The sequence below is a fragment of the Nocardioides sp. F233 genome (assembly GCF_057813895.1).
This window is the reverse complement of the sequence record NZ_JBVASH010000004.1, coordinates 16,539-30,008: the sequence shown is the minus strand read 5'-3', so window position 1 is coordinate 30,008 and position 13,470 is coordinate 16,539. Positions and strand designations below refer to the sequence as shown.

The window sequence follows — 13,470 nt, the reverse complement described above, 5'->3', positions numbered from 1 at the left end:
GTGCGATGTCCACGGACCAGGCACCCTCGCTCGCCGACGTCGGCCGCTACGGCCGCTACCTGCTGCGCGGCATGGCCCAGCGGGCCCGGAGCGCCGACCAGCCGACCTTCCGCACGATCATCGGCGAGCACCTCGACACCGCCGTCGACGAGCTGCCGGTGGCGCGCGAGCAGTGGCCGTCGTACGAGCACGTCAACGTGCAGGCGGCGCTCGACGTCATCGTCGCCGAGAGCCCCGAGACCCGTGTCATCGGCGTGACGGGGCACCGGCACCGCGGCCCGTTCGGCATCGCCGACCTGGTCGGCGACGACCCGAACGACCCCTTCGGGCCACGGCCCGGCAACCTCACTCGGCTGGCGCTGCCGAGCGGCCCGGGCGGCGCGACCCGCGAGTGCATGCAGGCCGCAGTGGTCCTGCTCCGGTCCGGTACGGCGCGCGCCGCCCTGCTCCTGGTGGGGCCGGACCCCGACAGCGGCCACTCGCAGGTGAGCATCGAGGTCATCGCGACCGCGCCAGGGGTCGCGGAGGACCTGGGCCGACGGATCCGCGAGCTGGCCCTCGAGCTCAACGTGTACCGCGGCCAGGTGGTGTCCTTCGGCGGCAGCATGTTCGGCGAGCGGGGGTCGCTGCTCCGTTTCCACGAGCGGCCGGCGATGACGCCCGAGGACCTCGTGCTGCCCGCGTCGACCTTCGCCGACCTTCGCCGCCAGGTCGTGGGCGTCGCCCGCAACAGCGACCGGCTCCGCGCGGCCGGCCAGCACCTCAAGCGCGGGCTGCTGCTCTACGGCCCGCCGGGCGTCGGCAAGACGCACTCGGTGCGCTACCTCGTCAGCGAGCTGACCGGCACCACCGTCGTCGAGCTGACCGGCGACACCCTGCACGCCATCCGGGAGGCCTGCTCGGTCGCCCGCTCGCTGCAGCCGTCGATGATCGTCGTCGAGGACGTCGACCTGATCGCCGAGGAACGCGACCGGTACGGCGGCCAGACGCCGCTGCTGTTCACGCTCCTCAACGAGATGGACGGCCTCGACGAGGACGCCGACGTGGTCTTCCTGCTCACCACCAACCGCGCCGACCTGCTCGAGCCCGCCCTCGCCTCGCGCCCCGGCCGCGTCGACCAGGCCGTGCACATCGACCTGCCCGACCGGGAGTCCCGGCACCGCCTCGTCGAGCTCTACCGCGGCAGCCTCGAGGTCGACCTGAGCCGGCTGGACACCGTCCTGGACCGGACCGAGCGGGTGACCGCGTCCTTCCTCAAGGAGCTGCTGCGCCGCTCAGCCGTGGTCGCGGCCGAGCGCGACGCCCAGGCGTCCGGCGACGGCCCGATCCGGGTCAGCGCCGACGACCTCGACGCGGCCCTCGACGACCTGCTGGACACGCGCAACCAGATGACCCGGGCGGTGCTGGGCTACAGCGACGCCCCGCACGAGGAGGGCAGTGACTAGAGGTCGTCCCCGGTGAGCAGCGCGTCCGGGTCGAGCCGGGGCGGGATCGCCGCGAGCGCGGCCTGGACCAGGGCAGTGCGTCCCTTCACCTCGACGGCCCGGCGCAGCCGTCCCTTGCCGCTGCCGACCAGACCCTCGACGACCTCGGCGACCTGGCGGTCGTCGTACGTCGGCCGGGTGCCGGGGGCGACGTCGACGTCGGGCAGCGCGACGAGGACCGGCAGCACCTGGTCGCCGAGTGCGTCGAGCACCTTGAACCGCTGGTAGCGGTCCATCTGCTCCCAGGCGGCGTCGACGTCGACGCCCCGCTTGCGGAAGCGCCGGTCGGCGGCCAGCGCGACCTTGGCCGCGCCGGCGAGTGCGGCGGTCAGCTCGTGCTCGGTGAAGCGCATGGACCCACCCAACCTCACCTGGCTGCCCGGTGTCCCGTTACCGTGGCGGCGTGGACACTGCCGCCGTGCTGACCCTGCTCCAGGACGTCGCCGCGGAGGTGATCAACCCCCGGTTCCGCGCGCTCTCCGACGAGCAGGTCGCGGAGAAGAACCCCGGCGACCTGGTCACCGTGGCCGACCACGAGTCGGAGGCCCTGATCACGGCGGCGCTGCAGGCGGCGTACCCGGACGCGCTCGTGCTCGGCGAGGAGGCGATGGCGGCCGACGCCACGCTGCTCGACCGGTTCGCGAACGCCGAGCACGCCTTCACCGTCGACCCGGTCGACGGCACCAAGAACTTCGTCCACGGCTCCCCCGACCACGCGGTGATGGTGGCCGAGGTCCGGGGCGGCGAGGTGACCCGCGGCTGGATCTGGCAGCCTCAGCACGAGACGTCGTACGTCGCCGAGCACGGCGCCGGCGCCTGGCGCAACGGCGAGCGGCTCACCGTGACCGCTGCCGGCGACGGAGTGCCGTTCCGGACCGCGCGGCGCGCCTGGGTCGGCCAGGAGCTCGGCGAGCTCGGCGCCCTGGAGCTCACCTGGGCCTGCTGCGGCGTCGACTACCCGCACCTCATCGCCGGCGATGCCCAGGCCCTCGTCTACAGCCGCTCCATGCCGTGGGACCACCTCCCCGGCGCTCTCATCCTCACCGAGGCCGGCGGCGTCATCGGGCAGCACGACGGCTCCCCGATGCAGCCGCAGCAGCTGGCCGGTGGGCTGGTCGCCGCACCCGACCGGGCGACGTACGACGCCGTGGTGGCGGCCCTCCCGATCTGACCCACTGATCCCACTCCGCAGCACCCGACCCGAGGAGCACTCCATGAACATCGCAGTCCTGGGCACCGGCATGGTCGGTCGCGCGATCGCCGGCCGGCTCGACGAGCTCGGGCACACCGTGGTCGTCGGCACCCGCGACCCCGAGTCGACACGGGCCCGCGACGAGGGCCCGGCGTCCTGGACGACCTGGGCCGCCGCGCACCCCCGGATCGGGCTGGCGACCTTCGCCGAGGCCGCAGCGGGCGCCGAGGTGGTCGTGTGCGCGACCAACGGCGCTGCGTCCCTCGAGGTGCTGGAGCTCGCCGGCGCCGACCACCTGGCGGGCAAGGTGCTCCTGGACGTCGCCAACCCCCTCGACTTCTCGCAGGGCATGCCGCCCACGCTGTTCGTCAAGGACACCGACTCGCTCGGCGAGCAGATCCAGCGCGCCTTCCCCGACGCGCGGGTGGTCAAGACGCTCAACACCCTCAACGCCGACCTGATGGTCCACCCGGAGACCCTGCCGGAGGGGTCGAGCGTCTTCGTCTCGGGCAACGACGCCGACGCCAAGGGCACCGCCACGGCGCTGCTCGAGGAGTTCGGTCACACCGACGTCATCGACCTCGGCGACATCACCACCGCCCGAGGCACCGAGATGATGCTTCCGGTCTGGCTGCGCCTGTTCGGTGCGCTCGGCAGCTCGTCGTTCAACTTCAAGATCGTCCGCTGAACGAGCGCTGACCGCTGCTGGTCACCCGATCAGCAGGCCGCCGCGACGTCGTCGGTCTCGTTGGCCTGGTAGCCCTGGTTGCGCGACCCGAGCGATCCGCCGGTGACGGTTCCGGGCTGCTGGGCCGGCTGCTCGGTGGCCTTGCCGCCGTCGCCGCCCTTCGGCGTGTCTGCCTCGGCCGGCGTCGTGCCCTTCTTGGCGGCCTTGGGGTCGCCCTCGGCCCGGTTGATCGCGTTGCGGATCATCTGCTGGACCAGGTCGATGTCGGGGTGGGCGGTGTCGATGCGCGGGGGCACGAGGGAGACCGAGGAGATCTTCTGGGTGCGAGCTCGCAACGCGAGCTGGACGAAGTCGCTGAGCGCTCCGCCGGGGATGTCCGTCTGGATCATCGCGCTGGACGCCTTGGCGATCTCCTGGAAGTTGGTCAGCGCCTGGGCGGGGCTGACCTGGGAGACGAGGGCGGAGAACACGCACTTCTGGCGGGCCATCCGCGAGTAGTCGTCGGAGCCTTCGCGGGCCCGGGCGTACCAGAGCGCGTCGTGGCCGTTGAGCTTGCGTCTGCCCGGCTCGATGTAGCCGGTGACGTCGTCGCCGAGACCGCCGACGGGGATCCGCGAGCGGACGTTGAGGGTGACGCCGCCGAACGCGTTGACCAGGCGCTCGAAGCCGCGCATGTTGACCATCACCCAGTAGTTGATGTCCAGGTCGGTGATGCCCTCGATCGCCGAGACGGTGGCGTCGATGCCGGGGTTCTCGGAGTTCTTGAACAGCTGGGTGTGGTCGCCGACCCACGTGCTGACGCCGTTGAGGTAGCAGCCGTCGCAGTTGAAGCCCTTGGGGAACTCCTCGGCCATCACGCTGCCCTTGCGGAACGGGAAGTTCTGCATGTTGCGGGGCAGGCCGATCATCACCGTGCGCCCGGTGGTGGCGTCGACCGAGGCGATGGTCATCGAGTCGGTGCGCAGGCCCCAGCGGTCGTTGCCGGAGTCGCCGCCGATGAGCAGGATGTTGTAGCGGCCGTGGTGGGCACTGCCGAGGTCGCCGTCGGCGAACATCGTCAGCCAGTCGCGCTGGGCGGCCGCGAGGTGCGCGCCGAAGAGCATGGTCCCGGCGACCGAGAAGCACAGGATGCCGTTGATGCCGACGACGGCGCGGCGGTGCGGGAGGCGCAGACTGAGCGGCTGGCCGATCCGCCATGCGTCGACGAAGAGCGCGGCCCAGCCGAGGGCGCCGGCGATCAGGTACAGCCGGATCACCAGCATCACGGTCGGGCTGAACGCCAGGGTCAGCGCGACGCCCTTGTCGAACCAGCTCCACACGCCGACGACGAGCAGGGTGCCGATCGAGAACAGCCAGATCCGCAGCGCGAGGCGGCCGATCGCGCGGTTGCCGGCGAGCAGCTGGGCCGAGCCGGGCACCACGAGGGTGAAGGCCATCAGGGTCAGGGCCCGGCGGAACCGCACCCGGGCGGCGCGTTCGTCGACGGGCATCTGCTGAGGCACCCGCCCAGTATCACCAGTCCCACGCGCCACTCCGGTGACGACGCGCCGCGAGCCGGGGCGAGTCAGGGCGCGTCAGGCAGCAGCGACCGCGCTCGCGAGCCGGGCGATCTCGTCGGCCGAGGCGTTCGCGCCGGTGCAGACCACCGCGACGGCACCCTCGGTCTCGGTCTCGATCGCGCCGGCGAGCGAGGCTGCGCCGGCGCCCTCGGCCAGCGTGTGCGCACAGGTGGCCAGCAGCCGCGCGGCCGCGTCGATCGCGTCGTCGTCGACCAGCACGAAGTCGTCGAGGCGGGCGCGCAGGACCTCCTGGGTGCGGGGATACCCGGTCGTCGTGGCCAGACCCGCGGCCCGGGTCGTCGCCGGGGCGGCCTCGATCAGGCCGGTGCGCCACGAGTGCCAGCCGGCGGGAGCGGCCGACGACTGCACGCCGATGACCCGGCAGTCGGGAGCGAGCGCGTCGCGGGCCAGGCAGGCGCCGGCAGCACCGGTGCCGCTGCCGATCGGGACGAACAGGGTGTCGAGGTCGGGGGCCTGCCCGAAGAGCTCGAGGTACGCCGTCGCGTGGCCCAGCACGATCCGCGGGTCGGTCGGGCAGACGAAGGACGCGCCCGTCCCGGCCGCGAGCGCGCGGGCGTGCTCGCCCGCCTCGCCGAGGCTGGCACCGACGAGCACGACCTCGGCACCCAGTGCCGCGACCGCGTCGCGCTTGGCCGCAGGGGCGCTGGCCGGCATCACGATCGTGGCGCGGACGCCGGCCAGGCGGGCGCCGTACGCCACCGACTGGGCGTGGTTGCCCGTCGAGCAGGTGACCAGTCCGTGCGCGCGCTCAGCCTCGGTCAGGGTCGCCGACAGGTGCACGCCGCCGCGGACCTTGAACGCACCGGTCGGCTGCACGTTCTCGTGCTTGACCAGCACCGGGCGACCGAGCGCCTGGTCGAGGAGCGGGTGCGCCTGCAGCGGGGTGACGGGCAGGTGGGCGCCGACGACCTCGGCGGCGGCGAGGACGTCGTCGTACGTGAGGTCGAAGGCCATGGGTCCATCGTCGGCGACCGGGCACCCATCGGTCCAATAGTTCCTTTCGACAGGAATGATCGACAGCGTCGATCTATGCTGGGGTGGTGATCGACCTGCGCCGTCTCGAGGCCCTCGTCGCCGTGCACCGCACCGGCTCGGTGTCGGCGGCCGCGGCCCACCTGCACTACGGGCAGCCGACGATCTCCCACCACCTGCGCCGACTCGAGGCCGAGACGGGCGCGGTCCTGCTCCAGCGGGTCGGGCGGGGGGTCCGGCTGACCCCGGAGGGCGAGCGACTGGCACGTCGCGGCGAGGAGATCCTGGGCCTGCTCGCCCGTGCCGAGGCCGAGCTCGCCGCCGCAACCAGCCTGCAGTCCGGCCGGGTCCGGCTCGCGGCCTTCCCGTCCGGCGCGGCCACCCTGGTCCCTGATGCGCTGGCCCTGCTCGCGACCCGGCACCCGGGGATCCAGCTCGACCTGGTCGAGGCCGAGCCGCCCGAGGCCTACGAGCTGCTCCGCGCCGGCGAGATCGACCTGGCGCTCACCTTCGCGTACCCGGACCAGCCCGAGCCCGAGCAGATCACCTCGGTGCCGGTCGTCGACGACCCGCTGTACCTGGTCACTCCCACATCCGCCGCCCCGCCCGACGGCGACGTCGACCTCGGTGCGTACGCCGGTTCCGGGTGGATCACCGGCTGCGAGCGCTGCCGGCGCGAGCTGCTCAGCCTGTGCGCGGACGCCGGCTTCACCCCCGCGATCGCCTTCGCGAGCGACGACTACGTCGCCGTGCAGTCCCTCGTCGCGAGCGGGCTCGGCGTCACCGTGCTGCCCGGGCTGGCCCTGCGCGCGCACCAGAACCGCGACGTCGTACGACGCCCGCTCGCCACGCACCGCCACGTCCAGCTCTCGACGTACGGCGCTCCCCCGCGTCCCGCCGCGGTCGATGTCGTGGCCGCGGCGCTCACCGAGGTGGCAGCACCCTAGGAGCCGGCGCGGATCGCGTCGATCTCCTGGCGCCGCGCGAGCCGGTGGGCCCGGCGTACCTCAGCCTCGTGCATCCGCCGACGGTCCTCGTCGGTCTCCGGCTCGAGCGCCGGCACCGGACGGCCGTGGCCCGCGCCGTCGACGGCCACGAACACGAAGTAGGCCGAGCCGACGTGCAGCACCCTGCCCGCCGCGTCCCACGGCTCGGTCTCGATCCGTACGCCGATCTCCATCGAGGACCGGCCGACCCAGTTGACCTGGCCGAAGGTCCGGATGATGTCGCCCACCCGGACCGGCTCGAGGAAGGCCATCTCGTCGAGCGCCGCGGTGACGGCAGGGCCACCGCTGTGCCGCTGCGCCACGACGCCCGCGGTGGAGTCGGCCAGCTTGACCACCTCGCCGCCGTGGATGTTGCCCAGCAGGTTGGCCTGCGCGCGCGAAGTCAGCGTGGCCAGCTCGATGCGGGAGTACGACGGCGTGCGTGCCGCGACGATCTCTGTCACGCCCTGACGGTAGCGTCATGGACATGGCAGGGCGTGGCAACGACACCGGGGGCACCGGCGGCGAGGACTTCGACTGGGTCTACGGATCCGGCTCGCAGGACGGTCCCCGCGGCTCCTCCGATCCCGAACCCACCCGCCGGATCCCGGTCCAGCGACGCCCGGGCGCGAACCCTCCCCCGTCGTCGCCGGCGCCTCCGCCGCCGCCCGTCCGGCTGCCCCCGGCCCAGCAGTACGGCGCCACCCCCGAGCCCGGCGGTGGCCGGCCGACACCCCGGATGCCGAAGCGCAGCCGGTGGACCCGGCCGCGCACCTACGTGCGGCTGGTGACGCTGGTGCTCGTGCTGTGGCTCGCGTTCCTGGTGGCCGTCCCGCTCATCGCGTGGAACAAGGTCGACAAGGTGGACTTCGAGCCCAGCGCCGACCGCCCGGCCGAGCAGCCGGGGACGACGTACCTGCTCGTCGGCAGCGACTCGCGCGCAGGCCTGTCACCGAAGGAGCGCCGCAAGCTCCACACCGGTGACGCCGCCTCCGAGCTGACCGACACCATCCTGCTGCTGCACACCGGCGACGGCCCGACCACGCTGGTGTCGATCCCCCGGGACTCGCCGCTCGAGATCCCCGGCTTCGGGAGGAGCAAGGTCAACTCGGCGTACGCCAAGGGCGGCACGCCGCTGCTCGTCCAGACCCTGGAGAAGGCGACCGGGCTGCGGATCGACCAGTACGTCGAGATCGGTTTCGGTGGCCTGGTCGGCGTCGTCGACGCGGTGGGCGGCATCCAGGTCTGCCCCAAGCAGCGGATCAAGGACAAGGACTCCGGCCTCAACGTGAAGAAGGGCTGCCAGCAGGTCGACGGCGCGACGGCGCTGGCCTACTCGCGGGCCCGCAAGTACAGCCCGATCTCCGACCTGGCCCGGGTCCAGCAGCAGCGCGAGGTGATCGCGGCGGTCGGCGACAAGGTGCTCTCCCCGTGGTCCGTGCTCAACCCGGTCCGCTGGTGGGAGCTCAACGGCGCCGTCCCCGACTTCTTCCGGTTCGGCAAGACGACCGGCCCGGTCGCCGCCGGCAAGTGGGCGCTGGCGATGACCAAGGTGAAGAAGTCGTGCACGGTGCCGCTCGCCCGGGCCGACACCACGTGGGACACCAAGCGCGCCCAGCAGCTGTTCGGCAAGATCGCTGCGGACCGGACCGACGAGATCACCGCCGATCTCTGCACGGCCACCGGCCTCGCCCGCTGACCGCAACCCACGGAGGACCCGCGTGTACGAGACCCTGACCTGGCAGGTCGACGACGACGGCATCGCGACGCTGACCCTGCACCGGCCCGACGCGCTCAACGCGTTCGACCTCACCATGGCCCGCGAGCTGCTCCAGGTGTTCACCACCGACGCCCGCGACGACGCCGTGCGCGCGCTCGTCGTGACCGGCTCCGGGCGTGCGTTCTGCGCCGGCATGGACCTGTCCGCCGACGGCAACGTGTTCGGGCTCGACGAGTCGCTCTCCCCGACGCCGGAGGACTTCCGGGCGGCGTACGACGAGGCGCCGTACGCCGACGGCCTGCGCGACACCGGCGGCAAGATCACGCTGGCGATCCACGCCCTGCCCAAGCCGGTCATCGCCGCGATCAACGGCCCGGCGGTCGGCATCGGCGCCACCATGACCTTGGCGATGGACCTGCGCCTGGCCTCGACGAAGGCCCGGATCGGGTTCGTCTTCGGCCGCCTCGGCATCGTGCCCGAGGCCTGCTCGACCTGGTTCCTGCCGCGCATCGTCGGGATCCAGCAGGCCCTCGAGTGGGTCTACTCCGCCGACGTCCTCACCGCCGAGCAGGCTCTCGCCGGCCGGCTGCTGCGCAGCGTCCACGAGCCCGACGAGCTGCTGCCGGCGGCGTACGACCTGGCGCGGTCGTTCGTGAAGGACCGCTCCCCGGTCGCACTGGGGCTGGCCAAGCAGATGCTCTACCGCAACAGCGCGGCCGCGGACCCGCTCGAGGCGCACCTCACCGACTCGCTCGCCATGTTCTGGACGTCGATCGGCGACGGCAAGGAGGGCGTTGCGGCGTTCCTGGAGAAGCGCACGCCCGACTTCAGCGGCAAGGCGTCGGAGCTGCCCCGGATCGTGTGACCCCGAGGGTCACATCGCCATGAAGAGGATCTCCTCGCGGCTGTACTCCCGTCCCGGGTGCTCGGCCGCGAGGTGCTCCTGCACCTTCTCGACGAGCTCGTCGTCGGTGTCGGCGCGCAGGGTGGTGTCGCAGGGGCAACGCAGCGAGGGCATCGGGACCTCCGGGGACGGCGAACAGGAACGCGTTCCAGTCTAGGGCTCCGGCGACTTCGGGAGGAGGGACCCGTCGGGTTAGCCTCGACGGCGATGCGCAGCTCTGGAGCCCCCGTCCGACGTACCCTCGCGACCCTGGTCGCCGTCCTCGCGACCGTGGCCCTGGCCGGCTGCAACGAGCAGGAGCCCGGCCCCTCCGAGCCGGCGGCCGCCGTACCGACGACCGCGCCGCCGACCACGGCCACCCCCACGCCGACGCCGGAGCCGCCCGCGGCCGAGCAGACGAAGACGGCCCTCCCCCACGTCCAGCGCACGCAGCGGCCGTACGTCAAGGACAAGGAGGTCTGGCAGAAGGCGCAGCCGGCCCACCTGCAGAACCTCAAGAACCCGCTCGCCGAGCGTCGCTGGGGCGTCTACAAGGGCGACCTCGAGCAGACCTGGCGCGCCTACGAGTCCGCCGGCGGCGACACGAAGCGGCAGCTGGGCAAGATCGCGCTGCGCCCCAAGTCGCTGTGGCTCGGCGACTGGAGCGGCTCCCCGGAGCAGATCGGCTCGGTCGTGCGGGAGTACGTCGCGAACGCCTCCGGCGGCGACCCGAAGGTCCTCGTCCAGCTCGCGATCTTCCGGATGGACCCCTGGGAGCACGCCGTCTGCGGCGGCCGCGCTCCCTCCGGCGGCGCCCAGGACACCTATCGGCGCTGGATCGCCAACGCCGCCCGCGCCCTCGGCCGCCAGCACACCGCGATCATCCTGCAGCCGGACCTGCCCTTCTGGTGGTGCTCCAACCGTGCGGTGACCAGCTCGCTGATCAAGTACGCCGTCACGACGTTCTCCGCCCAGCCCAACACCAGCGTCTACCTCGACGCCGGCGCCGCCGACTGGAGCAGCACGCCGCAGGTCGGCGCCCCCCGCGCCTCCCAGGCCGCGGACCTGCTGATGGCCAACGGCATCGCCGGCGCCCGCGGCTTCGCCCTCAACGCCACCCACTACGTCGGCGCCGAGGAGTCCGTCGCCTACGGCGCCGAGCTGGTCCGGACCCTGCGCCAGCGCGGGATCAAGGGCGTCCACTTCGTCATCGACACCGCCCAGAACGGCAACGGCATGACCTGGCCCGAGGTCGAGGCCCAGGGCAGCCGGGTCAACGACAACGCCCGCGTCTGCGGCTCCACCTCCGACCGCCGCGGATGCGTCACTCTCGGCATCCCCCCGACCTCCCGCGTCGGCGACGAGCGCTGGGGCCTGTCGAAGCAGACCAGCCGCGAGGCGAAGAAGTACGTCGACGGATTCCTCTGGTACGCCCGCCCCTGGCTGTTCATGCAGGCCAACTGGCGCGGTGCCGACCGCGCCCTCGGCATGGCCCGCAGCACCGGCTGGTTCGCTCCCTGACCGACCCGGCCCGAGCTGGCCTGAGATCCACGCCGACCCGGCCCGAACTGGCTTCCGAACCCGGCCGACCCGGCCCGAACTGGCCCGAGAACCCGGCCGACCCGGCCCGAACTGCCCCGAGATCCACGCCGACCCGGCACAAACTGGCCTGACGCAGCGTGATTTTCTGCCGGGTCAGCGTGATCCAGGAGCCACTTCCTGCCGGGTCAGCGTGATCCAGGAGCCACTTTGTGCCGGGTCAGCGCAAAAACACACCGGCCGCCCCGAGGGGACGGCCGGTGCGGTGGTTCGTGGTGCGTCAGGCAGCAGCCAGGGCGCTGCGGCGGCGGCCGTAGCTGACCCCACCGGCACCCGCCGCGACGAGCCCGGCGCCGAGGACCAACCAGATCAGGTCCGGGCCACCGGTGTTGGGCAGCGCGCCGCCCTTGTCGCCGCCACCGCCGCCGGCAGCGCCGATGCGGAAGGTGGTGGTGTCGGACGACGGCAGGAACCGGGCCGTGTCGTCGGGCGACAGGGCCGCGTGGGCCAGGTAGCCGCCCTTGGGCAGGCGCGGACCCGTGACCCGGATCGGCTTGTCGACGAAGTGCACCGTGGTCGAGAAGACCGGCTTGGCAGCGGCGGCCTGGGCGCCACGGGCGGCATTGCCGCCTGCGGAGACGGTGACCGCGATGTTGCCGGCGGGCGGCGTCGGGGCGTTGGCGCTCGCGCTGACCTCCAGCACGATCGGCTCACCCGGTTCGGCGGTGATGACCTGGATGTGGGTCACGGTCGGGATCTTGACCGTGTAGCCGTCATCCGCAAGCGCCGGCGCCGACGGCGCGACAGCGAATGCGGCGGCAAGCGTGGCGAGCGCAGCCAGCTTCTTGAGCACGTGTCCTCCTTGAACTTCCCCATGCAACGACCCGTGATGTTCAAGGTGACGGGCAGTGCGTCGCTCAGCGTAGTGCACATCACCCGCGCCGGGTCAGCCGGCTGCAGACTCGCCTGTGGGCTTCGTCTCAACGAGGTGGCCGAAGACGACCGATCGGTTGTCGGTGTGGAAGATCTCGGAGCACGTGAGCAGGGTGATCAGGTGGTCCCCCGCGTCGGCGGGCGGCTGGGTGCCGCCGTTCGGGTTCACCGGCTTCGGGTCGAGGACCCAGGTCTGGGTGAACGGGATGACGAGGTCCTCGCCGCCGGTGTCGAGGACGTAGGTGTACGTCGCGGCGCGGGTCTCGACGACCACCTCGTCGCCCGGCTCCAGCGAGGGCAGCTCGGCGAACGGCTCGCCGTGGGTCACCCGGTGACCGGCGAGGACGTAGTTGCCGGCGGCACCCGCGTCGGCGGTGTCGGCCATGTGGCCGACGCCCGCGGCGAGCACCTCCTGGCTCGAGCCCTCGAGGACGGGGACCGCGTAGTCCTTGCCGAACTTCGGGATGTGCAGGATCGCGGTGGCGTTGCCGAAGTCGGTGCGGACGACGTCCTGGCCGTCACCCCAGCCGGACTGGAGCGCACGACGTACGTCGTCCTGGCGCTGGCCCGACTGCCAGTTGGTACCCCAGAACTGCCACGCCACCCAGCCGAGCACGGCGAGGCCGGCGACGATCAGGCCGCAGCCGGTCCAGAACGAGATCCGGCGGCCCGTCGAGACCGATGCCTTGCCGGACGGGGCGTCTGCGGGGCGCGAGCGCCGTCGTCGTACGCGCTCGGGCGCGACGTCCGTGCCCTCGGGCCGGTCCGTCTGGGTCATGGGGTTCCCTCCTCGCGGGGCCCCACGTCGGACAGCCCCACCCCATCCAACGCGGTGCGGACCCGCGTGTCACGCCCGGCGGCGGCCTCGCTCCACGAGTCCACCACCGGTCGCCACGAGCCCGACCCCGGCGAGGAGGAAGCCCAGGTGCGGACCGCCGGTGTTGGGCAACCCGCCCTTGCCCCCACCGGCCTGCTCGGCACCCACGGTGAACTTCACGCCGTCGCGGCACCCGGAGAACTTCTTCGCATCGTCCGGGACGAAGGTGGCGGTCGCCTTGTGCTCGCCACGGCTCAGCCGCGGCCCGAGGACCTCGACGGCGACGCCGTCGTAGCGCACCTTCTTGGTGAAGTTCTTGTCGACCGCGACGGTCACGTTCCCGGTCGGCTGCACGTTGCCGGCCGCGCTCACCCGGACCCGCACGACGACGCGGTCGCCCACGACGGCGGCCGGCACGCTGACCCGGCACGACGTCGGCACGGCAGGCGTGTAGGTGTCCGCGGACGCGGGGCTCCCCCACGCCAACAGGGCGAGCAGGAACGCGAGGGGCGCCACGACGGCACTCCCCAGGACCAGGTAACGACGCATCTAGACCCCATCTCCCGAAAGATGAAAAACGGACGCTTCGCCCATCGCCCCGGTGGATGGGCGAACTTGATGGTCAAACGGGCCCCTGTGAGGTTCGTTACGGCCGTTCCGGAGTTTTTTTACCTTG

Annotated in this window: 15 protein-coding genes; 7 read left to right on the top strand and 8 right to left on the bottom strand. The window is 72.5% G+C overall.

Translation table 11 applies throughout. The features are described 5' to 3' along the window. Positions 1-5 precede the first annotated feature (5 nt). On the top strand, positions 6-1,445 hold the full coding sequence (locus ACZYRU_RS16145) for an AAA family ATPase (RefSeq protein ID WP_488958119.1): 1,440 nt from the start codon (positions 6-8) through the stop codon (positions 1,443-1,445). On the opposite strand, the gene ACZYRU_RS16140 is transcribed toward ACZYRU_RS16145, so the two are convergent. Then, positions 1,442-1,837, bottom strand: a complete 396-nt coding sequence (locus ACZYRU_RS16140; protein WP_488958118.1) for a hypothetical protein — start codon at positions 1,835-1,837, stop codon at positions 1,442-1,444. The two genes, ACZYRU_RS16145 and ACZYRU_RS16140, sit on opposite strands and share 4 nt — an antisense overlap. Before the next feature lie 50 nt (positions 1,838-1,887). Between ACZYRU_RS16140 and ACZYRU_RS16135 the strand changes: the two genes are divergently transcribed. Both ACZYRU_RS16135 and ACZYRU_RS16130 read left to right on the top strand, forming a co-directional pair. Continuing rightward, the gene (locus tag ACZYRU_RS16135; protein WP_488958117.1) at positions 1,888-2,655 is read left to right on the top strand and encodes an inositol monophosphatase family protein; all 768 of its coding nucleotides are present in this window, start codon (positions 1,888-1,890) and stop codon (positions 2,653-2,655) included. A 43-nt stretch (positions 2,656-2,698) separates the two neighbouring features. Continuing rightward, positions 2,699-3,364: an NADPH-dependent F420 reductase gene (locus tag ACZYRU_RS16130; protein WP_488958116.1), complete on the top strand. Its 666-nt coding sequence runs from the start codon at positions 2,699-2,701 to the stop codon at positions 3,362-3,364. 29 nt (positions 3,365-3,393) lie between these two features. Here ACZYRU_RS16130 and ACZYRU_RS16125 read toward each other — a convergent pair whose 3' ends face one another. Next, positions 3,394-4,866, bottom strand: coding sequence for an LCP family protein (locus ACZYRU_RS16125; protein ID WP_488958115.1), 1,473 nt, complete (start codon positions 4,864-4,866; stop codon positions 3,394-3,396). 72 nt (positions 4,867-4,938) lie between these two features. Then, the gene (locus ACZYRU_RS16120; protein ID WP_488958114.1) at positions 4,939-5,898 is read right to left on the bottom strand and encodes a threonine ammonia-lyase; all 960 of its coding nucleotides are present in this window, start codon (positions 5,896-5,898) and stop codon (positions 4,939-4,941) included. Positions 5,899-5,984: 86 nt separating this feature from the next. Between ACZYRU_RS16120 and ACZYRU_RS16115 the strand changes: the two genes are divergently transcribed. Continuing rightward, positions 5,985-6,863 (top strand): LysR family transcriptional regulator, encoded by an 879-nt coding sequence (locus tag ACZYRU_RS16115; RefSeq protein ID WP_488958113.1) that lies wholly within the window; start codon positions 5,985-5,987, stop codon positions 6,861-6,863. Here the strand turns inward: ACZYRU_RS16115 and ACZYRU_RS16110 are convergent. Next, positions 6,860-7,366, bottom strand: a complete 507-nt coding sequence (locus ACZYRU_RS16110) for an acyl-CoA thioesterase (protein ID WP_488958112.1) — start codon at positions 7,364-7,366, stop codon at positions 6,860-6,862. The two genes, ACZYRU_RS16115 and ACZYRU_RS16110, sit on opposite strands and share 4 nt — an antisense overlap. Positions 7,367-7,389: 23 nt before the next feature. Here ACZYRU_RS16110 and ACZYRU_RS16105 point away from each other — a divergent pair, with 23 nt between their 5' ends. Both ACZYRU_RS16105 and ACZYRU_RS16100 read left to right on the top strand, forming a co-directional pair. Next, positions 7,390-8,601: an LCP family protein gene (locus ACZYRU_RS16105; protein WP_488958111.1), complete on the top strand. Its 1,212-nt coding sequence runs from the start codon at positions 7,390-7,392 to the stop codon at positions 8,599-8,601. Positions 8,602-8,623: 22 nt separating this feature from the next. Continuing rightward, entirely contained in the window at positions 8,624-9,487 is an 864-nt protein-coding gene (locus tag ACZYRU_RS16100) for a crotonase/enoyl-CoA hydratase family protein (protein ID WP_488958110.1), read from the top strand. A 9-nt stretch (positions 9,488-9,496) separates the two neighbouring features. Here the strand turns inward: ACZYRU_RS16100 and ACZYRU_RS16095 are convergent, their stop codons facing one another. Then, a complete protein-coding gene (locus tag ACZYRU_RS16095) occupies positions 9,497-9,640 on the bottom strand; it encodes a DUF1059 domain-containing protein (RefSeq protein ID WP_139622113.1) in 144 nt (47 codons plus the stop codon). 93 nt (positions 9,641-9,733) lie between these two features. Here ACZYRU_RS16095 and ACZYRU_RS16090 point away from each other — a divergent pair, with 93 nt between their 5' ends. Further along, positions 9,734-11,026: a glycoside hydrolase family 6 protein gene (locus ACZYRU_RS16090; protein WP_488958109.1), complete on the top strand. Its 1,293-nt coding sequence runs from the start codon at positions 9,734-9,736 to the stop codon at positions 11,024-11,026. A gap of 298 nt (positions 11,027-11,324) precedes the next feature. Here ACZYRU_RS16090 and ACZYRU_RS16085 read toward each other — a convergent pair whose 3' ends face one another. The 3 genes from ACZYRU_RS16085 to ACZYRU_RS16075 form a co-directional block, all read right to left on the bottom strand. Beyond that, entirely contained in the window at positions 11,325-11,897 is a 573-nt protein-coding gene (locus tag ACZYRU_RS16085) for an LPXTG cell wall anchor domain-containing protein (protein WP_488958108.1), read from the bottom strand. Between the two features lie 93 nt (positions 11,898-11,990). After that, positions 11,991-12,755: a class E sortase gene (locus ACZYRU_RS16080; RefSeq protein WP_488958107.1), complete on the bottom strand. Its 765-nt coding sequence runs from the start codon at positions 12,753-12,755 to the stop codon at positions 11,991-11,993. 69 nt (positions 12,756-12,824) lie between these two features. Continuing rightward, positions 12,825-13,343: a hypothetical protein gene (locus ACZYRU_RS16075; protein ID WP_488958106.1), complete on the bottom strand. Its 519-nt coding sequence runs from the start codon at positions 13,341-13,343 to the stop codon at positions 12,825-12,827. Positions 13,344-13,470: the final 127 nt, after the last annotated feature.